Genomic DNA, 21,824 nt, shown 5'->3' with positions numbered 1-21,824 from the left:
AAAAAGGAAAAGAGATGTTTTCTTTAATATATTGGATGCCTTCTGGAGCGGCAATGACTGAGGCTATATGAATGTGTTTGGGTTTGCCATGGGTTAGGAGCGTGTTGATTGATTCCACAATAGATTTACCAGTAGCTAGCATAGGGTCAGCTAGGATTATAATCTTACCTTCCAAATTAGGGCTTGCATGATAGCCAAGGTGAACATTGATTTCTCCTGGTGAAGTCTCATCTCTAAATGCTCCGATAAACCCACTTTCAGCTTTGTCAAAATAATTTAAAAAGCCATTATAAAATGGTAATGAAGCCCTCATAACTGAGATGATTACCGGGTTTTGAGTTGCAGAAAGCACTGAAGTTGAAGTGAGCGGAGTTTCTATGTTCTCCTGGGAATACTCAAAAGACTTAGAAATTTCATAGGCAAGTATTTCACCCATTCGCTCTAAGTTTCTCCGAAACCTCATTCTATCATTTTGTGTGCGTACATCTCTCATTTCGCTTAGAAATGATTTGCCAAAGAAGGGGTGTTAGTTAAAACAAACATGCTGCGAAGATAAAATAAAAACCCGGCTCTTTTGGGGCCGGGTTTTTAACTAAGGAAAATTATCTCTATTTCACTTCAAAGCTTGGTCTTCTAGCTAATTGTCTTGCGTCAGCAGAGGATTTTTCCAATCAAACATTTTTATCATGTCCTGTAAATGGTAATTAGCGTTATTAATTACCTTTTGTTTAAAACTATTCCTCTTCAGGCTTTTGTTCTTCCTTCTTTTTAGGAGGCTCCACCAAATCTTCTCCCTTCAAATAAGTTGGAAGATTAAGTCCTGCCATGTTAAATAGTTCATTTAATGGAGGGACAGTCTTCATCATTCCAGATACAAAATTGGCGGTGGAGCCATTGCCATTTTCACCTTGCCCAGAATCCCAAACAGTAATTTTATCAATCTTGATGTTTTTGACAGCTTCAACCTGAGTTTTTACCAATTCAGGTAATTTCTCAATCAATAGCAATTGGAAGGCCTTGGTAGGATCTCCACCTGCTGCACTTACCACTTCACGGTAACCTTCTGCTTGTTTGGTCAATATTTCATACAGACCTTTTGCTTCCGCATCCATTTTGGCAAAGATCGCATCAGCTTCGCCTTTTGCCTGTTCTCTGATTCGCTCTGCTTCTGCTTGGGCTTCTATGATCGCACGTTGTTTGGCGATTTCTGCCGGTACGACAATGTTAGCATTTTCAGTGGATCGTTCTCTATCCGCTCTAGCTGTATTCAGCTTTTTGCGCCGCCAAATAGGCTTCCTCTAACGCTCTTGCGCTTTGTACTTTTTCGGATGCTAAGGCAATTCTTAATGCTTCAGCTTCTTTTTCTCTACGTTGTGCGTCAGACTGAGCAATGGAGATTTTAGCTTCGTTTTCTCCTTTGATAGCAATGGCATTTGCTTCGGAGGTTTTAACCCTCGTGTCTCGCTGTGCTTCTGCTTTACCTATACTCTCATCTTTTGCAGCTTCCGCAATGCTGACCTCGCGGTTTTTGTTAGTAATAGCAATTTTTACATCACGGTCACGCTGGGTGTCTGCTATCTGCACATCCTTCTCACGGTCTGCGAGGGCCTTTCCAGTTTCACCGATTTTCTCTTGCTCTGCCACAGAGATTTTAGCTTCATTGATTGCTTTTGCGGCAGCTTCTTTACCAAGTGCTTCAATGTATCCAGACTCATCTTTGATGTCCGTCACGTTGACGTTGATCAGTTTCAAGCCGATTTTCTTCAATTCGCTATCTACATTCTTAGAAATGCTCTCCAAAAATTTATCCCGATCAGAGTTAATTTCCTCGATGGTCATTGTAGCAATCACCAATCGCAATTGGCCAAAAAGGATGTCCTTTGAAAGCTCCTGAATCTGCTCATGAGCTAAGCCTAAAAGACGCTCAGCAGCCGTATTCATCGTGTCAGTGTCTGTAGAAATAGCAATCGTAAATCTACAAGGGACATCTACGCGGATATTTTGACGGCTTAGCGCATTAGTCAAATTAGCTTCGATGGAAATAGGCTTCAGATCTAGGTAAGCATAATCCTGACTGACCGGCCAAATAAATGCTCCACCTCCATGAATACAGCGTGCAGAGGTACCTCCGGTTTTTCCATATACCACTAGGATTTTGTCAGATGGGCAGCGCTTGTATCTTGAGACAAGCGCTACAAGAATAGTCACAAATGTGACAATCGTCGCGACGACGATAAGAATTAAAGGATCCATAAAAGAAATAAGTTAAAGCTTTTCTACGATGAGGATATTGCCACTTTCTACCCGTTTGATCTTCACTGTGGCGTTAGTTTCAATTTTGTCTTGCTCGGTCATGGCATCTATTTCCCGCACAGATCCATTCAGGCTTACCATGATTTTCCCTTTTCCCTGCATTCTCCCAGGTATAGCCAGATAGACTTCTGCGATTTTGTCCAGTGTTTTTTCTAACCTAAAAGTATTGTCTTCGCCGAGTTTTTGGATTTGCTTGATGATGAGAAAAAAGAAATAAACAAAAGCAAAACCTACCGCTAAACTTAGCAGGATAAGCAGGGTTGTATTTGGAATAAGCTTGTAAAATGAGATGCCAGTCCAGCTAAAACCAAGCAAGAAATTAACTAGATTTCTAAAGGAAAACATCTGAAAAGGTGCATCTGCACTATCCAGGTCTCCATCGAAGTCTGCTTCCAGTCCATCCGATCCTCCAGATCCTACGAAAGTCAAAATAGTCTGAAGTACAAAAATCAACGATACTGGTATGGCGATATACCAGAACATTTTGAGCTGCGGATCTAATCCATCTAAAAATTCCATGTCATTTTGAGTTAAGCCTATCAAAGGCATGCTCAAAATATTAAAAATTCTCTAATTACTAATCTTTTATTCTAAAATAGCTAGGTGTTGAATTACTGATTTGGTCGGAAGCATAATTCTATTTGGTAAAAAAAATCCCCAGAGGATTTAACTCTGGGATTTTTATTCTTCCTAAGTATCACACTGTACAGTTTTTTCGAGTTTACTGAGATCAAAACCTTTCTTCTCGACTCTCTCCAAGATCTCATCATAAATTACTGGATCCATTTCTTGAGTTCTTGATAAAATCCAGAGGTAATCTCTATTTGGATGACCAACTACAGCGTAAGAGTAATCTTTTGCTAAATCTATGATCCAATATTTCCCTTTAAAAGGCCAGAAGAACTGAACTTTTAGCTTGGCATTTCCTGATCCATCTTCCACAAAAGCTTTGGCTGTGGAGGTTTTGATTTTCCCTTTCTCTGGAAGATTACAGCTATTTTCCACACTGATTGTACCGTCAGCGTTTGGTGTATAAATAGCTTTGGTGCAGGTACATCCTTTTTGGAATGATTGAGGGAAAGAGGCAATTTCGTACCATTCACCTGCATATTTTTCAAGATCTACATAAGGAACTGTTTCTAGGTCTTGGGCATGGCTGTTTTGCGATAAAAACAGAAGGCCAGCTGCCGCTAAAACAGGCAATGCCAGCGCTACTTTTTCTGATTTGTTGAAGGTTCTCATAGTGGTTGGTTTAGTTTAATTTAAATGGAGCGGTTTCTCTGTTTTTGTAGCCATGAATAGTGATGGCGATGAAAAGCACTCCTGCCCCAACGAGTGCTGTCCATTGTGAACTTGGGATATTGCCCCAATGCCTAACGGCAATTGCGATTAATGCCCAGACACCGACAGAAGCAAACTCCCGAAGGTTTCTCGTGGCGATCATAAATAGATTTAGAACAACGGCTACGATTATCATGGCAATTGCCCAAGTTGCCTCGGGTATACCACCAGTCCACCCAGTTTTGGCTAGATAAGCTGAAATATTGGCGATCGTAGCGACAGCAATCCATCCGCTATAAAGTGCGATAGGCCACCAAAGCCAGAAGATAATTGGACGCGGTGCATTCCAACGTTCCATGTTAGTATTCAAAATCGTAATGATCAGCGACAATAAAATTCCGAGCATGACAATCACGCTAATTCCTGTATGTTCCATCAGCCACATGTAGATCCAAAGCCCATTTCCAATGTTTGCCATAATGAGATAGGGCCCCAGTTGGGAGAGGAAGTCAGCGTCTTTTTCATCATTAAAAGCTCTCCGAATAAAGAAAATAGCCTGTGCAAGCAAGGCCAAAAAGATCAATCCCCAGATAGAAAATGCATAGCCTGCTGGAGTGAATAGGTTTTCATAATCAGCACTGAGTGAGCTGACTGTATTGCCATTTAATCCCTTAGTATTTACCCAATAATTCCAGAATATTACTGCGACCAGGACGGTCATGTTCAGGATAGCATAAACTTTATGGGAGCTTTTCATCTTCTTATTTCTTAATCGGTTTAAGCTGCTGCAATAACGTTGGAATGAGTTCGGTGACAGTTGGATGAGTTTGTACAGAATTCATAAGTGTTTTATAGCTCAGTTTTCCATACATAGCGGTCAGAAATGTTCCAATGATTTCATCTCCACCTGTTCCAAAAACTGCTGCTCCCAGGATTTGTTCTGAGTCAGCATCCACAATTACCTCCATTTTTCCCTGAGTTTCTCCTTTTTCTTTTGCTCTGGAAATATCACTCATCGGCATTCTGGCAAAAAGTAAATTCTTTCCAGTTTCCTTTGCTTGCGCTAGTGTCATTCCTGCACGTCCAAGGGGAGGATCAATGTATAAGGCATAATTCGTAATTCGATCGTCGAGCGTTCTAGTCTTATCCCCAAAGAGCTGATTTTCCATTATCTCGTAATCGTTATAGGATGTATGGGTAAAAGCACCTTTTCCATTGCAATCTCCCAAAGCATAAATTCCTTCGATATTTGTCTCCAAAGTTGGACTTACTTCAAGGTATCCTCTTTGTGTAAGTTTTAATCCTGCTTTTTCTGGTTTCAATAGATCAGAGTTGGGCATCCTCCCAGTTGCAATCAATAAATGAGTGCCGCTGATTTTCTTGTCTTTGCCACCTTTCTGAAAGGATACGGTTATACCCTCCGATTTTTTATTTTTTCCTTTGAGGCAATTTGCACCGCAAATCACTTTTATGTTTTCATTTTCTAAAACTTCCCGAACTTGTTCGGAGGTATGCTGATCTTCTTTCGAAATCAGGTAATCACCCATTTTCCCAGAACGGTAACCTTCGAGCCCAAGCGTTTGAAAATTTGCGCAAACTCTAATCCTATATAACTTCCACCAATTATTATCAGGCTTTCTGGCACCTTTTCAAGCTGCAGAATGGAACTATTGGTAAGATGATCAACGTCCTCAAATCCTTCCGGAATTCTTGCTCTTGCTCCTACATTCAGAAAGATTTTATATGATTTCAATACTCGAGAACCAACTTTTATTCTGGTTTTGTCCAAGAAAGTAGCAGTACCTCTGACCATCGATATTTGAGGAGAGTCTACCAGAGATTTTCTTATGCCTAGCCTAGACTGATTGACAAGCTTGTCTTTTCTTTTTTTGATTGACTTTAGGTTGACTTTGGTCGATTTGGGAACTTCGATTCCCAGATTAGGAGCGTTTGATATTGCCCAGGCAGCCCTTGCACTCGCCAGCATCAAGCTTTAGTCGGAGTGCAACCTGTATTGACGCAAGTCCCGCCCAAAGTTCCTTTCTCTACGATCGCTACTTTCCCATTTTTCCTTTGGCCAGCGCCAAAGCAAGGGGATTTCCTGCTTGACCAGAACCAATTATAATGGCGTCAAAAGTTTCTACTCTGTCTTCAATCATATGCTAAAAAGTTTGATGGATAAACTTTGATTCTCTAAAAGTTACAAACAGAAAGCCAGACACAAAAAAAGGAGTCTGATATCCAGACTCCTTTGATATATGCTAATTTATATCCCTAGATTTTTGAGATAATCCAGCTGCGCACATTTCCATGAAACTCGTTGATAGCCTTGGTGTGAAAATAAGGGTAAATGACCTTGTCGCGAAACCAGGATCCGCTGCGGTAGAAGGTTTTATGAGAAACTTCCGTTTTTCCGTCAGGCAGCGAATTAAATCGGATAAACTGAGAGCCTTCCGATTTGGAGTTCTTCAGGTAGCAGATTCTGATCAGCTTTTTCTCTTTGTCGATTTCCATCACTTCATGGCCTACCTGAAGTTTTACAGCGCCGTTGAACACATGCAAATTCAAAATGAGGACTTGCCCTTCACCCATTCCATCGGTATGAACCTGTCCGGGAAAAACTTCTTCGCCGGTTTGTCTGGAATACAATTGATGGAAATGTATCATTTTGCCGCTCCAAGCCTGCTCTGGTGAAATATTCACATAGCTATCCCAAACTGTATCGAAATCCTGATCATACAGATATGTCTCTAGATGTTCGTGATAATTGGGATCAGCTTCCTGATAGCAAATGGAGTTTAAATTCGCAAAATCTAATTCTGAATTACGGCTCTTCTTTTCGGTGGTTTCTTGCATGAGGTATTACTATTCGTTTTTGCGAATTAGTTTCAAAGAAAACAAATGTCCCTCTATCGAACAATCCTTTGGTGATAAGAGGAAGAACTGATTGGTCGATAGTAATTTTTTGAAGCAGTCAGGAGACTACATTGCCATAGTTTCAAGCTCGCCTGGCGTCCGATATGTCTGAGGAATTCAACAAAATGAGTTGTGTCCTTTGGGCAATCCTCCTTGCTCACCGTGGTTAAAAAAGACTTTCAGAAAAAAAGGGGCTTGTTACAGCCCCTCTCAATTTAAAATGCTCTTTCTTTCAGGTGTTCATCCAAATCGATCTTATCAATTCCTTTAGACATCCACTTTGGAGCCTCAGCTCCTTTGAGGTGATGATCAAAGAATTCCATCATGCGAACTGAGTAATCTTTTCTGTTTTCCAGTTTACCCAAACCGTGATTTTCTCCTTTGTATTGAACCAAAATCACTGGCTTTTTCAACCTTCGTAAAGCAGAGTAATACTCTATTCCTTGAGTGAAATCCACCGCTCCATCTTTATCATTGTGCAACATCAAAAGAGGAGTAGTTACGTTCTTCACATGATATACTGGGCTATTTCGCTCGTAGGACTCCCAGTTTTCCCAAGGTCCTCCGGTAAATCTACCCTGAGAAGCTTCGAAGATCGACATATTTCCACCACCGGAATTCCAGTAAATCAGATCGTACATGGAAATCATGTTGGTCAGCGGCGCTCCAGCAGCAGCGGCTTTGAACATATCAGTCTGGGTGATCAGGAATGCAGTCTGGTAGCCACCCCAAGAATGCCCATGAATCCCGATGTTTTCTGGATCGATTACTCCAGTTTCGATCGCGGCTTTTGCGCAGGAATCACACACCAAACGGCTGACATTCCCGGATCATCCATGGTATAAACAATATCTGGAATAAATACGGCAAAGCCATTACTCGTATAAACGTTCGGGTTCCAACCAGTTCCGCTGAATCCAGGGTTTGACCAATTATGCCGAGTCTGTGATAGCTTTTCGTAATAGTAAACTACCGTTGGATATTTCTCCCCTTCCACATAATTGGATGGAAGGAAAAGTGCTCCTTGCAGTTTTTCACCTTTGTCGGACACATAATCAACCAAACGAGTGCCTGCTGACCAAGTGTATTTGCTTGCATCTGGAGCACTATCAGTCACTTTTATTGGGGATGAAAGAGATGCATCTGCTGTGAAAATTTGAGGCGGAGAATTGAAGGTTTCACTGCTAAAGAAATATACATCAGCATTCTCAGCTTTTCTCAAAGAACCTATACTTGCATCTTCCCAAACCAATGCTTTAGCACCAGGCTCCAAACCTTTTTTGGAAGCATTGATTACGGCAATCCCACTTTTCTTAGTCCACTCACCGTAGATTCTCATGTAAAGTGGTTTGCTTAGATTAATGCCTTTTTCATCGCGATCTAGCGAAAAACGGGTACTGATATCTGATTTGATCAGTTCTGCCATTTTGGGTCAGATTTACTGCTTTTGCTTTGCCAGTTACTGGCACTTGCCAGATGTCCCAGCCGTCATTCAATAATACGTATTGACTGTCGCTACTCCATCCCAAATAGCCCTCCAACGGCTTTTTGACATTGTGATCGTCATCTTCATTCACGAAAGAAACTGGCAAGCCTGCCGTCAAATTCATCTCTTCTCCAGATGCGATATCATAGCTGTAATAGTTGCCATCATAGCCATAAATCAACTTTGTACCATCCGGTGAACTACGAGGATATGAAGAATAGCCCGGAAGGTAGAAGTTGGTGAAAAGCGTCTTCTTCTCACCAGTTTTTAGGTCTACAATATAGAAGTCACGGTAATTCTGTCCATCCAGATTGCTTTGTAGTTCATAGGCTTGGTTGTCTGATCCAATCGCATATTTTTCCTTGTCAAGAATGCTCAAGTCCCGCATAGTGCTGTCCTGAAGCTGAATGTGCTTTCTTGCAGCCACATCGTACATAGCATAGAGGCTGTAGTTCTTATCCTGATTTTCCAGTACTTGTTGACGGGATTGAAGTCGGCTATCGTTCCAGTGCCAGATAGTCATATCCGGGGTGTCAGCATCTTTTTCCTTTGGACTTACCTTCCCAGAGTCTAACTTCGAAAGTGCTTTCTTCAAATCAGCAATTGAGCTCATGGATGTGTCAGCCATGATTCTTTTCATGGCTTCAGCCTCTGCCATCTTCACAGAATCCTTATCCAATTCTTTCTTTACCTCTTCTTTTTTGGCTAAAACCAAAGGGTGTATACCATAGAAAAGTCTGTTCAAATCCTCTGACCACATCGGACGGCGATTAGGACTGATCGTATATTCTTTTGAAAAACCAGTGGAATCTTTTGCTGGATCATAAACGGTCACTTGAGGACTGCTTAGGTTTTTTACGCCCACTAATTTTCCCTGGTCTTGCTTATACTTTTTGTCTTTGACCATTTTTAGCGCTGCAAAAGCATCGCCTTTTTCAGTCCCAATTTATAGACTTATAAGCAGCTTTATCTGAATCCAACACGCTTGTGCTATTGTTGGTCATGTTCAGGAGGTAAATGCCATTACCTGATTCATTCGCAGCATCGACTGTGTATGCTAGGTAGTTTCCGCTTTTATTGAAAGAGAACTCAGCTACATTTCCTAGGTTTTGCGCTTTTTTGGTATTGAGGTGATAGATTAAAAGATCTGAGCCTTTGGCATCTCCTCCTCCATCTTTTGTTAGGTTAATCGCAAGGTGAGTAGAAGCTTCTCCATTGAATGAGAAATTGCTCACATTTTCAAAGGTTTTTTTATCTTCTTTATCGGTTGAGCCTAGTTTCATTAGCGTAACCTTATCATGAAGTGGTTTTCCTTTAGATTTTTTATTAGCCTCCTTTTCCTTAAAAGTCGGATATTCTTTAAACGCGATCCACTTGCTATCCTCGCTAAATTCAATGGAAGGGTAGGAGGTAAATCCGATTTTAAAAGTCTGTGTGGAGTCGGGATCACTTACATATTGAAGAATTACTTCTCCGTCAGCTTCCAGAGCTGTCATTCCGTAGGCCACCCATTTGCCATCTGGAGAGATTTTGAAGGTTCCACTATTCATGGATTTCCAGGTAGGATATATCCTTCCAGGAAATGGGCTTAGGGGTTTCGTCTTGAGCATTTGCCAGGTGAAATACCAAGCAAAATAGCCAGAAAAAGGTAAAGAGTTTTTTCATGTGTTTATAGTTTTTTTTAAAAGGTCGGATTGAATTTCGCATTGTTTAAGTCATTTTGGAAGTGTGGACTGATGCATGCTCGATTTCAAGATGAATTTTATTTAGGACTGTAAAATAAGTTTTTTTGAAAGAACTCGTTTGTCAAGGGAATAGTTGAAGTCTTAATTGTGGTGAAAATTGATTTTGCGCTTTTATTGAATTCAAAAAAGTATTGAACATTGTAGGTTACGATGATCAATTGAGTTGAAACAATTAAAATCATTTATTAGGGGAGTAATTTCTTATGGTGTTTTAGCAAAGTCTCATTCACTAGAGTAAGTTTTTCTAAGTAAGTGTTTTTGTTGACCGTTACAGATTTGATTCTTGGGTCTTTTTGTAATTTTAAATAGCGAAGACCATTTATTTCTAGTTCGTATATTGATCTAGCAATTTGTTTCTCAATTGTATCTTCCACAAAATATATTCTAAAATCGTAATTTGGAGCGATGTGATAATGTCCCTTTTCTAGCCCAAAACAATCGAACTTTAAAATTTCTTGATTAAAGGCCTTTAGAATTACTGCTGGGCCGGTACCTATTGAAAGAGATTTCCAGTACACTTGAAAGAATAAATCATCTTGAATCGTAATAATTTCTTCGTCCTCATGTACTACAAGTTGAATTTTTGGCTTTGAGAATAGTCCTGTCTTTCTCATTAGCAGAATTAAGATCTTTTTCATTTTTAAAGAGAAATTTTAATATTTATTAGTATATAAATCCGCAATAGCACCAGTTAAGGCCTAAAAGCGACTTATGATTTGGGAATAGTTGGCATTTAGGCCACTTCGGTCATCGGTTTTCCGTTTTGTGAAGCAAAGAAACTATCGCTACTAGCATCTTTGAGGATAATCATACTTATTAAATTTCTACCCATAACTAAAAAGGGCTAATGCACGGTATTTTTCTAGTTTGATACAAAAATGAAAAGAGCTGTTTTATTGATTTTTTTCCTACTTCAAGCATTTGGTGTGATTTACACCAAGTTCTCCCATCTCGATTATTTTGGTTGGATTCCTTATGATGAAATTTCCTTTTATCAAATAGAGGTGGTAATTAATGGAGAAAAATTGAGCTTAGAACAAGTTAGTGATCGATATAATTTAGCAAATCCTGGTCAGGAAAACAGGAATATTTATCATATTTTTTCTCAGATTTCTCAGTACGAGCGCACTTATGGGGTGTGTGATTCTGCGCAAATAAAAGTGATATATAAGGTAAATGGCAAGGAGGAGGAAATGTGGGGATTTTAAAAATAGACAAAAGTCAAAATGACCTTTTCTTGAGCACTGCTCGACTTTTGTTTGTAGCAAGGATGCTTGTACTTTATTTGCTTTTAATTAGAAGGACGAAGCATATTCTTCCGCCATTCTTACCCTTCCTCGAGTCCTTAGATATTTTTAGATATTTTTTGTGGATTTACCCACTTTTAGACTTGGTTTATTGGATTTCGTTAGCAGCTATTTCGTTCGGGTTCAAGTTTCGGAAGTTTTCAATCATTCTATCTATCTTAGTTGTTTTTCAAATCCTTTCCTCCAAAGGTCAATATTCCACCAGTTTTCTCTATTCTGGCTGTATGTTTTTTTTGATTGGGATGTTTCGTCCTGGACTAGAATGGGTTTTTAGGGTACAGATTGCTCTTTTATATTTCGGTGCTGGCTTGAATAAGTTGTTCGACACAGACTGGTTGTCTGGTCAATATTTCGAAAATTTTATTTTAAATATTTATCCAAATGCTCTTAATCTGACAATGTTTAATTGGTTCGGTGAACGGTTATTTGCCCAGATTTTATCCTATTCTGTGATAGTATTTGAACTGATTTTGGGTTCTTGGGCTATACTAGGCAAAAAACAAGTTCAGTTTGTTTTTTGTATCATCATTTTTCACTTGGGAATTTTAGTTTTTACTATGGGAAAGCTTTCTATTATTTACATGTACTTAATGACATTCACCAGTCTTCTTGTTTTTCCAATTCGAATAAAAAATAGAACTTATTCTAGAGTTTTATAAAAAATTTGAATTTTAAAACAATTTTCAATTCTTTAATAGCTATAAATACGTTTTTCAAATATAAATTATAGTATCTTGTTTGACCAGAACCCTTTCTGGTTTAACAATCTGATCTTTTGAATTAATTAAACAGCAATTATTTTTTATGAAGGTAGAAATTAAAGAATCCCGCTTGGTTGCTGGAAGTGAAATTGATGGAGTTGTCTTAAGGAAACTAACAGAAAATGTTGATTACCGGGGTAGTTTCACTGAAATTTTTAATCATCGATGGAATCTAAATTTAAATGCAGTCCAATGGAGTCTAGTCAAGTCTGAGGCTAATGTTTATCGAGGGATGCATTTTCATAAGCGCCATGATGAATATTTTTGCCTTATTCAGGGGAAATGTGAATTGGGCCTAAAAGATATGAGATCTGATTCACCGACGTACTTGGAATGGTCAAAGTATGAGTTGTGGGCGGAAGATTTGGCAGCGTTGATATTCCCTAGAGGATTACTTCATGGGTGGTATTTTCCAGTTTCTTCTGTACATGCCCAGTCAGTTTCTGAATCCTATGTAGACTATGGAAAAGATGATAACTGGGGCGTGGTATGGAATGACCCAGACTTAGGGATTCCTTGGTCATTTGATAATCCGCAGGTGTCTCTTCGGGCTGGTGATTTTCCGGATCTAGATTCTTTTAAGAAAGCGATAGCGCCTTTTTGATTTTCTTAAGAATCTCTGTGAGCGCCTGATCAGGAGTCCTTCCTTTAATCAAAATTGTTTGATTCCTTTTCCAGAAATTATATCCTGACATCATTTCATTTAGAGCTTCTTCTTTTTTCAATTGGAAAATAAAGTCGTCTTTCATAATTTCTTCCCACCTGATTAATTCTTCTTTTCTTTCGATAGAGGACATTCCTGGATGATCCCCACGCTTGAACCAGAGGACAGTTGGCTTCAATCCACAATAAGCTCGGCAATCTGATTGCTTCAAGAACTGGTCCCACATATACCTATCTGTATACCAATTATCTGGGGTTGTCCTCCATCCATATGGTAGTTTTTTATAATAATCAAGTCGATGGCCTACACAGGAAAGTAGCCATGAGGAGGAGTCCCAGCTATCTAAGTTTTTAGTCCCGTATATCATTCCTTCTTTTTTCTCTAGCATTGTGTAATTAAGGGTCGAAGCAAAATCGAAATGGCTTAAATACAGGGCTAAAGTTTCAAGATGATCAGGTAAAAGTAGATCCCGGTCACACAGATAGGATATATAGTTGCCCCTAGCTTCTTCCATCAATACCATGTGTCGGTTTTCCTCGCCCCTTCGAGGATGTTTTGGAAAGTTAAAAAAACGGACTCGAGAATCTTTCTCTACAAACTCTTGGATGACTTCTTTTGTGAAATCATTTACTCCGTCACCAATGATCAAAATTTCAAAATCCTGAACAGTTTGCCTTAATACACTTCCAATAGAATGAGGTAAAATCAACCCCCGATCAATTGATGTTGGTATTACCACTGAGAACTTCACTTGTGATTTACTCATTAAGTGCTATTTTTTTTAATTTATCAATGATACGAATCACCTGTACTCCCTCTTCTAAGTTTGTCAATGGTGGAGATCCTCCGGATAAATAGGCAATAAAAGATTTCAGTTCTTGTTCTAAAGGGGAAGTGGTGTCGAATTTCCGTTGCTCCAGTCTTATTTCATCAGGTTTGGATCGATCGTTTCCATGATAAATCTCGATGTAATCTACTTTTTCATTTTTTAGAACCACCACACCCTTTGTGAAATGAAGCCGAACTTCTCTTCTTTTATCCGCATAACGATTGGAAATTTCCATTACACAAGGGATTTTATCACCTAGGAAGGCTGTCATTCCACGCTGCATGCCATTGTATTCTTCTACCACGGCAGCTTTAGGCTCTGGAAAATATCCCAGCAAACAATATGCGATAGTGATATCGTGCGGAAGTAACGTCCAAACAGAATCCACATCAGACCTTGGACTAGTCCAATTACATCGGTTGGATTTATAAAAAACCAGCTCTCCGAGTTCTTGACTTTTTACCAAGCTAGATAGCATTTGCACACCTGAGTGATAAAGCCAATTGTGCATGACAAAGATCTGACTTCCATTGATTTTAAGTAATTTATCTGCTTCCTCGATATTACAGGTAATAGGCTTTTCGACAAATATTGGTGCTCTGAGCCTGGTAATACTTTGTATCACTTCAAAATGTGTAATGGCAGGGGTGGAGATTATCCATCCTTTGGGCACAAAGTCATCAGGTCTGATTTCAAAAACAGCTTTGGCTCCCATTTCTAGTGCTTTAGCTCGGTTAGAATCTGAGGTGTCAATTACAACTACAGCTTGCTTAAGTTTAAGTAGATCCCTTAGGATATTTCTCCCCCAAATTCCACAACCGATTAACCCAATTTCAGTTTTCATTAGTAGTAAACTTCAATAGTTAGTCTTTGGCTATTAGTTAGTACTATACACCACTTTTCCTCCCACCACAGTCATCGCTACTTTCGCATTTAAAATCTCATCCTCCGGAACTTCCATGATGTTCTTATCGAAAACTGTAAAATCAGCAGCTTTTCCTACTTCAATAGAACCTTTGAAATCTTCTTCAAACTCAGCAAAGGCACCATCTAAGGTATAGGATTTCAGAGCTTCGGAACGAGTCATTTTTTGGTCTCCTTCGTAACCTCCGTCAGGTAACCCTTGCAATGTTTTACGAGTGACAGAAGCATAAAAGGAAGGTATAGGATCCACAGGCTCTACTGGCGCATCCGTTCCGTTTGTGACTACAGCTCCTGATTGCATCAGTTTCTGCCAAACATAAGCACCGTCGATAATTCGTTTTTCTCCCAATCGATCTATTGCCCATGGACGATCAGAGCTTAAGTGAATAGCCTGCATGGCTGCAATCACACCCAATTCGCCAAACCTTGGAATATCGTCAGGATGAATATGTTGGGCATGCTCGATGCGGAACCGCAGTTTTTTGGTGTCTGGATAGTTTGCAAAAGCAGCTTCATAACGATCAAGGATCTCTTGATTTGCGCGGTCTCCTATGGCGTGCGAGCAAACTTGGAAACCTGCAGGAATTGCTTTCTCGGAAACTTCAGATACCACCGACATCGGTAAGGTCTCATGACCACGGTGATCAGGTCTATCAGAGTAGTCTTCCAATAACCAAGCACCGCGATTTCCCAACGCACCGTCACAGTTCAATTTAATAGAACGAACTGTAAGCATATGATCTATGCTATCGATCATTGGTCCTCTCTTATACCATTCATCCAGAAGCGCAGGTTGCGTGCCTGTGAGCATCACATATTGGCGCACGGTAAGCTTTCCTTCGTTTTTGAATTTTTGGATTAAGTCAATTACATTTTGACCAGACCCAGCATCGTGAAAACTGGTGATTCCTTTTTCATTCAATTCTTTTAAAGCCAAAGTCAGAGCCTCTTCTGCTCTTTCTGGGGTCTCTGCAGGTATCAGTCTAGCTACTAGACCAGATGCTCTTTCGGATAATATTCCAGTAGGATTTCCCAACTCATCGAGGATGATTTCTCCGCCTTCTACTTCTCCTGGTCGCTCACCTTTCAGATTGCTAATTCCCGCAAGTTCAAGCGCTTTTCCATTTGCAAAAGCTGCGTGACCACTCGCGTGTCTCAGAAACACAGGATTGTCTGGTGACACTTCATTCAGTTGATCATTAGTCTGAAAGCCTTTGACTAATTTTTTTGGTTTCTCGATCCATTTGTCTTGATGCCAGCCACGACCAGTGATCCAGTCTCCTGGTTTGGCTTTGGCAACTGCTTCTGCTACTTTCTCCACCAGTTCATCATAGGTTTTGACATACATAAGATCCAGTTCCAGCTTATTATAGCCGATTCCCATCAAGTGCGCATGGGATTCGATGATGCCAGGAGTCATTGTTTCACCCTGTAAATCGATCACCTCAGTGTTTTCAGCTTTGTGTTTTTCGATTTCTTCAGTTGTACCTACGGCTAAAATCATCCCGTCTTTCACAGCGACTGCTTCAGCTGTGGGTTGAGCTTCATTGACTGTGTAAATTATGCCATTTGTAAAAATTAGATCGGCTGGTTCAGCCTTTTCCGATGAGCAAGAAATGAGGAAAATCCCCAAGATTGCGAGTAAGTATATATTCTTCATGGATTTATATTATATCCAAATCTACCCTATTTCACCTAATCCGAAAAGCCTCTCAAGTAATTAGCGTATCCAGATTTTGCGGGATTCTCTGAATTTACCTTCAGATTCAAAGATCAGAATATACAGCCCAGGAGATAAAAAGCTTGCTTGGATTTCCACTTCAGTGTTGGCTGGAATAGAAATGTCACGTAGGAGTTCTTGTCCAAGTGAATTGACTAAAGTACCAGTGGAACTCTTATTCGTTAGTACTTTGATGGGCCCATCACTGGGGTTGGGGTAAACTATGATTTGATATTCGTCTTCGTTAGGATTGGATTCTGCTGTGGAAGTTAGATAGATCAAACCCCCAGCCCTAGTCCCCACAATCAAATCGGTGGTACCCTTGAAAGTATCTGAAACAGTGGTAATCCAAGTATTTCTTCCCAAGCGCGTAGGGAAATATTGATCTCCAATTTGGATTAATACTTCCGAAACCGTAGCCGATTGCATGAAGTCCTCAATTTTGCTCATTATCCCATTTTGATCTACAGTATAGAGATCAGGATTTGTTTTTTGCACTACGGCAACACTTAGATTTCTATTGGCGGGATTGTCAGCAAATCCTAAGAAATCCGACTCCAAGATTGATGCGGTATAATTGGAAAAATCAACGGTATATAAATCCAAGCTACCATTTTGCGAAGCGACAAGCATATGATCTTCATTATCGTAATAGAAGAACTGCAGGTAATCTCCTCGTTGCGGTTGATATCCATCCAGTGTAATTGGCTGATATTCCAGGTTTTCTATCTCAAAAAGTAGCTGGGTTGGGATGCTCCCTTGTCTTGAGATTCCTGTGATCAGCTGGTGAACTCTGTTTTCTTTATCCCTGTAATATAATTTTTGGGCATCAATGAGTTTTAGGTTTTCAAGGGACTCATTGAAAATATCAACATAGATAAACTTTTCGCTTTCCAGAGAAAACATGGATTCTGTGGCAATAACTTCTCCGTTTTTCAGCCTATTTGAAATGATTACTAAGTTGCCGTTTGCACTGGATCCAATGTGGAAAGGCTTAGTGTTTTCTCCCAAGTCAATCATCTGATTTTGCAAGAACTCAAAGTCAGTATTTCCCTGTGCATCAATTTTCACAATTGAATTGGAAAAATCAATCCCGAAATTGGAAGATGCTTCACTTGTATTCAGACTGACGATAAAATCTTCTTCGATTAGCTGGCCAATATGGAAAAGTGGGAAGTCAGGAAAGTCCCCATAGTTAGGAAGATTGTTTGTGAAACTGGTGAAAATAGGTTCGGAAGAAGTTCCTGAATTTGGAAGAAAATAAAGAATGTTACACTCATCACGTCCTAAGACTAGATCATCGATTCCGTCTCCATCAAAATCCTGATATAAAATAGAATGCCCCCCGGCATGTAAGATGCGGTCATTCTCATCATTTGCTTTTCTGGAATTCAGATCTTTTCCTTCACAGGTTTTTCCGAAGGAAATATCTCCGCAACCACAAAATTCAAAGCCTCCCCAATGATTCACTCCAAATGCAAATCCATCCATATCGGCTGTACCTTTTCGTTCTACGCTGGTGTTTTTGTAAAACTCCATGTAGTCGCCCCCGGCAAAGTTGAAAATCACCAAATCCAAATCCCCATCTCCATCCAAATCCTGGATGAGCGGTGTATCTAGGTTATTGGTTTGGATGTTACCCGAGCCGTCCAGCTTCAGGAAGTTTTGAGCAACATTCCAAGATATCTGGCCGCCGTTGGAAGTGTTTTTATAGGCTTTTATTCCGAGAGCAGTGGAGGTAAATAGATCCTTTTTACCATCCCCGTCAAAATCAGCCAACACTAGAAATCCACTGATATCAGTAGGGAAAGCATAAGTTAATTCAGGTAAATGAATGAATTTTTCACCTTCTTTTCTGAAAACTAACAACTGTCGGGAATTGATGTCCCAGATAACCCATTCTTCGATCCCATCTCCAGTTAGATCAATGGTTTCTAGTTGAGCGGAATTGATTCCTCCTGCGAAGGGAGAGGTTAATAAAACATCACTGACTTCAACATCAGCCTGCTTATCTATTCGGAAAATTTCTTGTGCATTCAGCTGAAGGCTGCTGATCAGAAAAATGAAAATCCAGAGTTTACGCATGGAATAGTGATGGCTAAGACAAATTAATACGGTTGTCTCCCTCCAAAGATGTGAATGATTCCTTTATTTTGGGAATTAATTCCTTCGAAAACGATGAATCTTTCAATTTTATATACTCTCTTCAAAAATAGTACTGGCGTAAGCACTGACACTCGGAAAATCGAAAAAGGCAATATCTTTTTTGCGCTCAAAGGTCCAAATTTCGATGCCAATGCTTTCGCGCCAAAAGCATTGGAAATGGGAGCTTCGGTAGTCGTGATTGATGACATTACTCATTTTGTTGAAGACGATGAGCGGTATTTTTTAGCAGCAGATTGTTTGAAGATGCTTCAGGATTTGGCAAATCATCATCGGAGGCAACTCGCTATTCCTATTATAGGATTGACGGGGTCAAATGGAAAAACAACCACTAAGGAATTGATGAAGGCGGTTTTAGGCAAGAAGTTCAAAACTGCCGCTACAGTTGGGAATCTGAATAATCATATAGGTGTACCGCTAACTTTACTCGCGATTGATGAAAAAGATGAGATCGCAATTGTGGAAATGGGAGCGAATAAACAAGGAGATATTGAAGAGCTTTGCTTGATTGCCGAGCCGACTCATGGCGTGATCACTAACATTGGTAAAGCGCATCTGGAAGGAATGGGTGGCCCGGAAGGAGTGCTGAAAACGAAGACGGAATTGTTCCAGTTTTTGAGAGTAAATGACGGGAAGGTTTTTATCAATTCTCAGGATCCAATCTTGTCAAATTTTTCAAAGAGATTTGAAAGTCCAATTCTTTACCCTGCAGAAGGGGATTTCTGTGAAGTTACTTTTCAAGAAGCAAATCCATTTGTGAAGTTTTCAGTTGAAGGCTCGGAAGAGGTTTACCTTAGTTCGCTAATCGGTGCTTATAATTTTGGAAATATTGCTACAGCGTTGACCATTGGAAAGTTTTTCGGAGTGGAGATGGAAAAAGCTGTAGAAGGAATAGTCGAATACAAGCCATCGAATATGCGTTCCCAATTGATTGAAAAGCGCAGTAATTTGATCATACTTGATGCCTACAATGCAAATCCATCAAGTATGGAAGTTGCGATTCGGACTTTTGGAGCTATGACTGGCAAAAGGCATAAAATGCTGATCCTTGGCGATATGTTTGAATTGGGAGATCATGCTGAAGCGGAGCATGCCAAGCTGGGAGAGATTATCAGTGAATATGAAATTGATAAGGTCTGCTTTACAGGTCAGCTGATAGTTTCAGCATTGGCTAAGTATCCAAAAGCATTGTATTTTCCAGATCCTTTTTCATTCAGAAACTGGCTTCAGGATAGCAAATTGGAGGATTATCTGATTCTGATTAAAGGAAGTCGCGGGATGAAGCTGGAAGGATTGGTTGATTTTATTTGATGGATTTTGCGGACCTTAATTTTTCTTTTTCAATCATTTTGAAATCAATTTTGCCTCAGTAAAGTTTACTTAAGTATCCGATATCAGACGATTTTCAGATTTCAATAGTTACAAAAACCAACAATATGCGCCCATACTTACCTTTTCTAGCAGCCCTCGCCGAACATAACTCCAAAGAATGGATGGATGCCAATAAAAGTTGGTACCTGGAAACCAGAACTGAATTTTTGGAAGATGTAGCAGTTTTACTGAAAGGAATTGGAGAATGGGAACCTGAATTGTTGGTGTTTAAGCCCAAAGATTGTGTCTTCAGACAAAATCGTGATATACGCTTTTCTGCTAACAAGATGCCCTATAAAACCAATTTTGGGGCCTATTTTTCTCCCAAAGGAAAGAAGTCAGAAGGTCCAGGATATTACCTTCAGATCCAACCCGACAATTCTTTTATGGCTGGAGGAATATGGATGCCTCAGGCAGAGACGTTGAAAAAAATCAGAAAGGAAATAGATTACTCAGGAGCAGAACTTACAAAGATTGAAAGCAATAAAGACTTTAAATCACTTTTTGGCCAGATAGAGGGCGAAAAACTCAAAACCAGCCCACGCGATTACGAGGCTGATCATGAGTTTATAGAATACTTGAGGTTAAAGAGCTTTACTGTTTCATCCAAAATCTCAGACCGGGATATTGAGTCCGGAAACTTCATAAATATAGCTTTGGATGGCTTTCAGAAAATGAGACCACTTCAAAATTTCCTTTCCAAAGCAATTGAGGATGTGGAAGACGGATCGGGAATATTGTAGATTTTAAATAGCAAGTATCAAGTAGCTAGATTCAAGTCTATAGAACTGAGATCCTAGATTTCATGCCTAATTTCAAAATTGAAATCCCGAATTTTTTCTAATACCGCCGCTACACCATCTTCTTTGTTGTGATGCGTAATCTCTTTTGCGACAGCTTTAACCTCCATTCGGGCATTTTCTACCGCGACTCCCCAGCCTACAGATTGTAGCAGGTCTATATCATTATAATTATCTCCAAAAGCTACCACGGATTCCATTCCAAAATCAAAGGCATGCTGAAGAATTTTTCGAAGTCCGGTGGCTTTTGAAATGGCTTTTGGAGCGATTTCCAAGTACGTTTCGCTGGATCTATACAAATGCAAATCAAGGGAATGTTCTGAGTGCAATTCGCCAAAAAGCCAAGCCATCTCGTTGGATTCTCCCATACACATTACTTTATGAGCACCAGAATTATTCTTTGCCCAAAGATCTACCACTTCGTGACCTGGAAGCCAATCGCATTGAACTTTCGTGTTTTTTACCTCGCGCTGTGACCAGTAATCGTCTTTTTCCTCATACCACTTTTCTCCCTGATACAAACTCACATGAATGTCTGTTTTTTGAGTGAGATGAAGGATTTTGGCAACCAAATCTACAGGGATGCTGACATCTTCGAGCACTTCTCCATCAGCACTCAAGACATAGCCACCATTGTAGCAAATCAAAGGTTGTGGAAATCTATTCATGTCATGAAGCAAATGCCGCATTGCATCGGGCATGCGGGAACTTGCTAAAATTACTGGAAAATCCATGGGCAAGTCATTCACTACGGCTTTGAGACGAGGGGATAAATCACGCACTGAATTGAGAAGGGTTCCATCAATATCAGAGCAAAAAGCTTTTATTTCCATCAATCGAAGTCAGACCAGTTTAAGTCTTCAGAAAGTTTGGCGAAGACACCAAAGCCAATAACAGCGATAAAAATTATTACAAGGGCGAAAATGATCAATTTAACGATCAACTCTGCCTTTGCCCAATTTGCCTTATCAGGGTCAGTATTTTTGTCTGTTGCCCATACTATAAGCATGATCAAACCAATCAAAGGGAGGCGTTTCACCAAAACCGCGATTATCCATTCTCCAAGAGAAGTTGGTGGTTTTTTGTATTCATTAGGTAATTCCATCAATAAATAGGTTTAGTTAAAAATCTTTCGTGTCAAACAGGTACTCCTGCATGGCGACATTCTCTGGATTAGTAGGGTCTGTCTGAATAAACTGCACTGTAATTTGTTGATAATCTTCAGCTTTTTCAAAATCCCGTAGATAAAGTTCGGCGCATTTTCTGGCTAAAACTTCTGGCTGATTTCCCAAAACCAAGGGGTCACCATTTTCCAATTTCAGGAAAATCGTAGAAGTAGTGGAATCATTTGCAGTTGATTTGCTGAGGTTGACATTCATTCCTTGGAACTTTCCGAGCATCCGTATTTCTTCAGAAGGCATAAACCCTTCACCCATCATCGCTTCCATTCCTTTGAAAGCAAACTTGGCGATATTCTCAGGATTGCAGGAGCAGGAACTAATCAGTATTGAGCTGATTAATATAAAAATGAAGTTTAGTAGGGA

The 21,824-nt window shown here is 39.9% G+C and carries 26 protein-coding genes; 4 read left to right on the top strand and 22 right to left on the bottom strand.

Annotated features, from left to right (window positions below; all coding sequences use genetic code 11):
* From upp to AC0L6R_RS04630, 15 genes are all read right to left on the bottom strand, one after another.
* Positions 1–493: uracil phosphoribosyltransferase (upp, locus tag AC0L6R_RS04700; protein ID WP_473270142.1), on the bottom strand; the 493-nt coding region annotated here is incomplete at its 3' end.
* Positions 494–734: 241 nt separating this feature from the next.
* Positions 735–1,112, bottom strand: a complete 378-nt coding sequence (locus AC0L6R_RS04695; RefSeq protein ID WP_473270141.1) for a hypothetical protein — start codon at positions 1,110–1,112, stop codon at positions 735–737.
* A gap of 145 nt (positions 1,113–1,257) precedes the next feature.
* The gene (locus tag AC0L6R_RS04690) at positions 1,258–2,253 is read right to left on the bottom strand and encodes a flotillin family protein (protein ID WP_473270140.1); all 996 of its coding nucleotides are present in this window, start codon (positions 2,251–2,253) and stop codon (positions 1,258–1,260) included.
* A gap of 12 nt (positions 2,254–2,265) precedes the next feature.
* Positions 2,266–2,832 (bottom strand): NfeD family protein, encoded by a 567-nt coding sequence (locus AC0L6R_RS04685; protein WP_473270139.1) that lies wholly within the window; start codon positions 2,830–2,832, stop codon positions 2,266–2,268.
* 171 nt (positions 2,833–3,003) lie between these two features.
* Positions 3,004–3,555, bottom strand: coding sequence for a lipocalin family protein (locus AC0L6R_RS04680; RefSeq protein WP_473270138.1), 552 nt, complete (start codon positions 3,553–3,555; stop codon positions 3,004–3,006).
* Between the two features lie 10 nt (positions 3,556–3,565).
* A complete protein-coding gene (locus tag AC0L6R_RS04675) occupies positions 3,566–4,351 on the bottom strand; it encodes a hypothetical protein (RefSeq protein ID WP_473270137.1) in 786 nt (261 codons plus the stop codon).
* A gap of 4 nt (positions 4,352–4,355) precedes the next feature.
* A complete protein-coding gene (locus AC0L6R_RS04670; protein WP_473270136.1) occupies positions 4,356–5,141 on the bottom strand; it encodes an FAD-dependent oxidoreductase in 786 nt (261 codons plus the stop codon).
* Complete coding sequence (locus AC0L6R_RS04665) at positions 5,126–5,581, bottom strand: FAD-dependent oxidoreductase (RefSeq protein WP_473270135.1); 456 nt, start codon at positions 5,579–5,581, stop codon at positions 5,126–5,128. The genes AC0L6R_RS04670 and AC0L6R_RS04665 overlap by 16 nt, the downstream gene beginning before the upstream one ends.
* A gap of 287 nt (positions 5,582–5,868) precedes the next feature.
* The gene (locus tag AC0L6R_RS04660) at positions 5,869–6,450 is read right to left on the bottom strand and encodes a hypothetical protein (protein ID WP_473270134.1); all 582 of its coding nucleotides are present in this window, start codon (positions 6,448–6,450) and stop codon (positions 5,869–5,871) included.
* 275 nt (positions 6,451–6,725) lie between these two features.
* Positions 6,726–7,319 (bottom strand): alpha/beta hydrolase family protein, encoded by a 594-nt coding sequence (locus AC0L6R_RS04655; protein ID WP_473270133.1) that lies wholly within the window; start codon positions 7,317–7,319, stop codon positions 6,726–6,728.
* Positions 7,277–7,936, bottom strand: a complete 660-nt coding sequence (locus AC0L6R_RS04650) for an alpha/beta hydrolase family protein (RefSeq protein WP_473270132.1) — start codon at positions 7,934–7,936, stop codon at positions 7,277–7,279. The genes AC0L6R_RS04655 and AC0L6R_RS04650 overlap by 43 nt, the downstream gene beginning before the upstream one ends.
* The gene (locus tag AC0L6R_RS04645; protein ID WP_473270131.1) at positions 7,881–8,903 is read right to left on the bottom strand and encodes a TolB family protein; all 1,023 of its coding nucleotides are present in this window, start codon (positions 8,901–8,903) and stop codon (positions 7,881–7,883) included. Before AC0L6R_RS04645 ends, AC0L6R_RS04650 begins: the two co-directional genes overlap by 56 nt.
* 28 nt (positions 8,904–8,931) lie before the next feature.
* A complete protein-coding gene (locus AC0L6R_RS04640) occupies positions 8,932–9,546 on the bottom strand; it encodes a TolB-like translocation protein (protein ID WP_473270130.1) in 615 nt (204 codons plus the stop codon).
* Positions 9,539–9,661, bottom strand: a complete 123-nt coding sequence (locus tag AC0L6R_RS04635) for a hypothetical protein (protein WP_473270129.1) — start codon at positions 9,659–9,661, stop codon at positions 9,539–9,541. The genes AC0L6R_RS04640 and AC0L6R_RS04635 overlap by 8 nt, the downstream gene beginning before the upstream one ends.
* Before the next feature lie 265 nt (positions 9,662–9,926).
* Positions 9,927–10,379 (bottom strand): hypothetical protein, encoded by a 453-nt coding sequence (locus AC0L6R_RS04630; protein WP_473270128.1) that lies wholly within the window; start codon positions 10,377–10,379, stop codon positions 9,927–9,929.
* 240 nt (positions 10,380–10,619) lie between these two features.
* Between AC0L6R_RS04630 and AC0L6R_RS04625 the strand changes: the two genes are divergently transcribed.
* Both AC0L6R_RS04625 and AC0L6R_RS04620 read left to right on the top strand, forming a co-directional pair.
* Positions 10,620–10,949, top strand: coding sequence for a hypothetical protein (locus tag AC0L6R_RS04625; RefSeq protein ID WP_473270127.1), 330 nt, complete (start codon positions 10,620–10,622; stop codon positions 10,947–10,949).
* 903 nt (positions 10,950–11,852) lie between these two features.
* Entirely contained in the window at positions 11,853–12,413 is a 561-nt protein-coding gene (locus tag AC0L6R_RS04620) for a dTDP-4-dehydrorhamnose 3,5-epimerase family protein (protein WP_473270126.1), read from the top strand.
* Here the strand turns inward: AC0L6R_RS04620 and AC0L6R_RS04615 are convergent.
* Genes AC0L6R_RS04615 through AC0L6R_RS04600 form a run of 4 tightly spaced genes read right to left on the bottom strand, consistent with a single transcriptional unit; the run spans position 12,388 to position 18,031 of the window.
* Positions 12,388–13,239, bottom strand: coding sequence for a glycosyltransferase family 2 protein (locus AC0L6R_RS04615; protein ID WP_473270125.1), 852 nt, complete (start codon positions 13,237–13,239; stop codon positions 12,388–12,390). The two genes, AC0L6R_RS04620 and AC0L6R_RS04615, sit on opposite strands and share 26 nt — an antisense overlap.
* Positions 13,232–14,146, bottom strand: a complete 915-nt coding sequence (locus AC0L6R_RS04610; RefSeq protein ID WP_473270124.1) for a Gfo/Idh/MocA family protein — start codon at positions 14,144–14,146, stop codon at positions 13,232–13,234. The genes AC0L6R_RS04615 and AC0L6R_RS04610 overlap by 8 nt, the downstream gene beginning before the upstream one ends.
* Before the next feature lie 33 nt (positions 14,147–14,179).
* The gene (locus tag AC0L6R_RS04605) at positions 14,180–15,886 is read right to left on the bottom strand and encodes an amidohydrolase (RefSeq protein WP_473270123.1); all 1,707 of its coding nucleotides are present in this window, start codon (positions 15,884–15,886) and stop codon (positions 14,180–14,182) included.
* Positions 15,887–15,946: 60 nt separating this feature from the next.
* Positions 15,947–18,031 (bottom strand): FG-GAP-like repeat-containing protein, encoded by a 2,085-nt coding sequence (locus tag AC0L6R_RS04600; protein WP_473270122.1) that lies wholly within the window; start codon positions 18,029–18,031, stop codon positions 15,947–15,949.
* Positions 18,032–18,124: 93 nt separating this feature from the next.
* Here AC0L6R_RS04600 and AC0L6R_RS04595 point away from each other — a divergent pair, with 93 nt between their 5' ends.
* Complete coding sequence (locus tag AC0L6R_RS04595; RefSeq protein ID WP_473270121.1) at positions 18,125–19,420, top strand: UDP-N-acetylmuramoyl-tripeptide--D-alanyl-D-alanine ligase; 1,296 nt, start codon at positions 18,125–18,127, stop codon at positions 19,418–19,420.
* Positions 19,421–19,545: 125 nt separating this feature from the next.
* The gene (locus AC0L6R_RS04590) at positions 19,546–20,223 is read left to right on the top strand and encodes a DUF2461 domain-containing protein (protein WP_473270120.1); all 678 of its coding nucleotides are present in this window, start codon (positions 19,546–19,548) and stop codon (positions 20,221–20,223) included.
* Positions 20,224–20,276: 53 nt separating this feature from the next.
* Here the strand turns inward: AC0L6R_RS04590 and AC0L6R_RS04585 are convergent, their stop codons facing one another.
* The 3 genes from AC0L6R_RS04585 to AC0L6R_RS04575 all read right to left on the bottom strand — a co-directional run.
* The gene (locus tag AC0L6R_RS04585) at positions 20,277–21,113 is read right to left on the bottom strand and encodes a Cof-type HAD-IIB family hydrolase (RefSeq protein ID WP_473270119.1); all 837 of its coding nucleotides are present in this window, start codon (positions 21,111–21,113) and stop codon (positions 20,277–20,279) included.
* Positions 21,113–21,385 (bottom strand): hypothetical protein, encoded by a 273-nt coding sequence (locus AC0L6R_RS04580; protein ID WP_473270118.1) that lies wholly within the window; start codon positions 21,383–21,385, stop codon positions 21,113–21,115. The genes AC0L6R_RS04585 and AC0L6R_RS04580 overlap by 1 nt, the downstream gene beginning before the upstream one ends.
* Positions 21,386–21,401: 16 nt before the next feature.
* On the bottom strand, positions 21,402–21,824 hold a 423-nt coding region (locus AC0L6R_RS04575), incomplete at its 5' end, for a hypothetical protein (protein WP_473270117.1).

It is taken from the genome of Algoriphagus sp. 10J20-15, from assembly GCF_055809615.1.
Note: the sequence above shows the minus strand (reverse complement) of the source record. Positions and strands in the feature narration are given on the sequence as shown.

What these genes read in the sequence shown, in the direction of transcription:
- AC0L6R_RS04695 (WP_473270141.1), bottom strand. Translation starts at nt 1,112, where the DNA reads ATGGATGCGGAAGCAAAAGGTCTGTATGAAATATTGACCAAACAAGCA.
- AC0L6R_RS04690 (WP_473270140.1), bottom strand. Translation starts at nt 2,253, where the DNA reads ATGGATCCTTTAATTCTTATCGTCGTCGCGACGATTGTCACATTTGTG.
- AC0L6R_RS04685 (WP_473270139.1), bottom strand. Translation starts at nt 2,832, where the DNA reads ATGGAATTTTTAGATGGATTAGATCCGCAGCTCAAAATGTTCTGGTAT.
- AC0L6R_RS04680 (WP_473270138.1), bottom strand. Translation starts at nt 3,555, where the DNA reads ATGAGAACCTTCAACAAATCAGAAAAAGTAGCGCTGGCATTGCCTGTT.
- AC0L6R_RS04675 (WP_473270137.1), bottom strand. Translation starts at nt 4,351, where the DNA reads ATGAAAAGCTCCCATAAAGTTTATGCTATCCTGAACATGACCGTCCTG.
- AC0L6R_RS04670 (WP_473270136.1), bottom strand. Translation starts at nt 5,141, where the DNA reads ATGGGTGATTACCTGATTTCGAAAGAAGATCAGCATACCTCCGAACAA.
- AC0L6R_RS04665 (WP_473270135.1), bottom strand. Translation starts at nt 5,581, where the DNA reads ATGCTGGCGAGTGCAAGGGCTGCCTGGGCAATATCAAACGCTCCTAAT.
- AC0L6R_RS04660 (WP_473270134.1), bottom strand. Translation starts at nt 6,450, where the DNA reads ATGCAAGAAACCACCGAAAAGAAGAGCCGTAATTCAGAATTAGATTTT.
- AC0L6R_RS04650 (WP_473270132.1), bottom strand. Translation starts at nt 7,936, where the DNA reads ATGGCAGAACTGATCAAATCAGATATCAGTACCCGTTTTTCGCTAGAT.
- AC0L6R_RS04645 (WP_473270131.1), bottom strand. Translation starts at nt 8,903, where the DNA reads ATGGTCAAAGACAAAAAGTATAAGCAAGACCAGGGAAAATTAGTGGGC.
- AC0L6R_RS04640 (WP_473270130.1), bottom strand. Translation starts at nt 9,546, where the DNA reads ATGAATAGTGGAACCTTCAAAATCTCTCCAGATGGCAAATGGGTGGCC.
- AC0L6R_RS04635 (WP_473270129.1), bottom strand. Translation starts at nt 9,661, where the DNA reads ATGAAAAAACTCTTTACCTTTTTCTGGCTATTTTGCTTGGTATTTCAC.
- AC0L6R_RS04630 (WP_473270128.1), bottom strand. Translation starts at nt 10,379, where the DNA reads ATGAAAAAGATCTTAATTCTGCTAATGAGAAAGACAGGACTATTCTCA.
- AC0L6R_RS04625 (WP_473270127.1), top strand. Translation starts at nt 10,620, where the DNA reads ATGAAAAGAGCTGTTTTATTGATTTTTTTCCTACTTCAAGCATTTGGT.
- AC0L6R_RS04620 (WP_473270126.1), top strand. Translation starts at nt 11,853, where the DNA reads ATGAAGGTAGAAATTAAAGAATCCCGCTTGGTTGCTGGAAGTGAAATT.
- AC0L6R_RS04615 (WP_473270125.1), bottom strand. Translation starts at nt 13,239, where the DNA reads ATGAGTAAATCACAAGTGAAGTTCTCAGTGGTAATACCAACATCAATT.
- AC0L6R_RS04610 (WP_473270124.1), bottom strand. Translation starts at nt 14,146, where the DNA reads ATGAAAACTGAAATTGGGTTAATCGGTTGTGGAATTTGGGGGAGAAAT.
- AC0L6R_RS04605 (WP_473270123.1), bottom strand. Translation starts at nt 15,886, where the DNA reads ATGAAGAATATATACTTACTCGCAATCTTGGGGATTTTCCTCATTTCT.
- AC0L6R_RS04600 (WP_473270122.1), bottom strand. Translation starts at nt 18,031, where the DNA reads ATGCGTAAACTCTGGATTTTCATTTTTCTGATCAGCAGCCTTCAGCTG.
- AC0L6R_RS04595 (WP_473270121.1), top strand. Translation starts at nt 18,125, where the DNA reads ATGAATCTTTCAATTTTATATACTCTCTTCAAAAATAGTACTGGCGTA.
- AC0L6R_RS04590 (WP_473270120.1), top strand. Translation starts at nt 19,546, where the DNA reads ATGCGCCCATACTTACCTTTTCTAGCAGCCCTCGCCGAACATAACTCC.
- AC0L6R_RS04585 (WP_473270119.1), bottom strand. Translation starts at nt 21,113, where the DNA reads ATGGAAATAAAAGCTTTTTGCTCTGATATTGATGGAACCCTTCTCAAT.
- AC0L6R_RS04580 (WP_473270118.1), bottom strand. Translation starts at nt 21,385, where the DNA reads ATGGAATTACCTAATGAATACAAAAAACCACCAACTTCTCTTGGAGAA.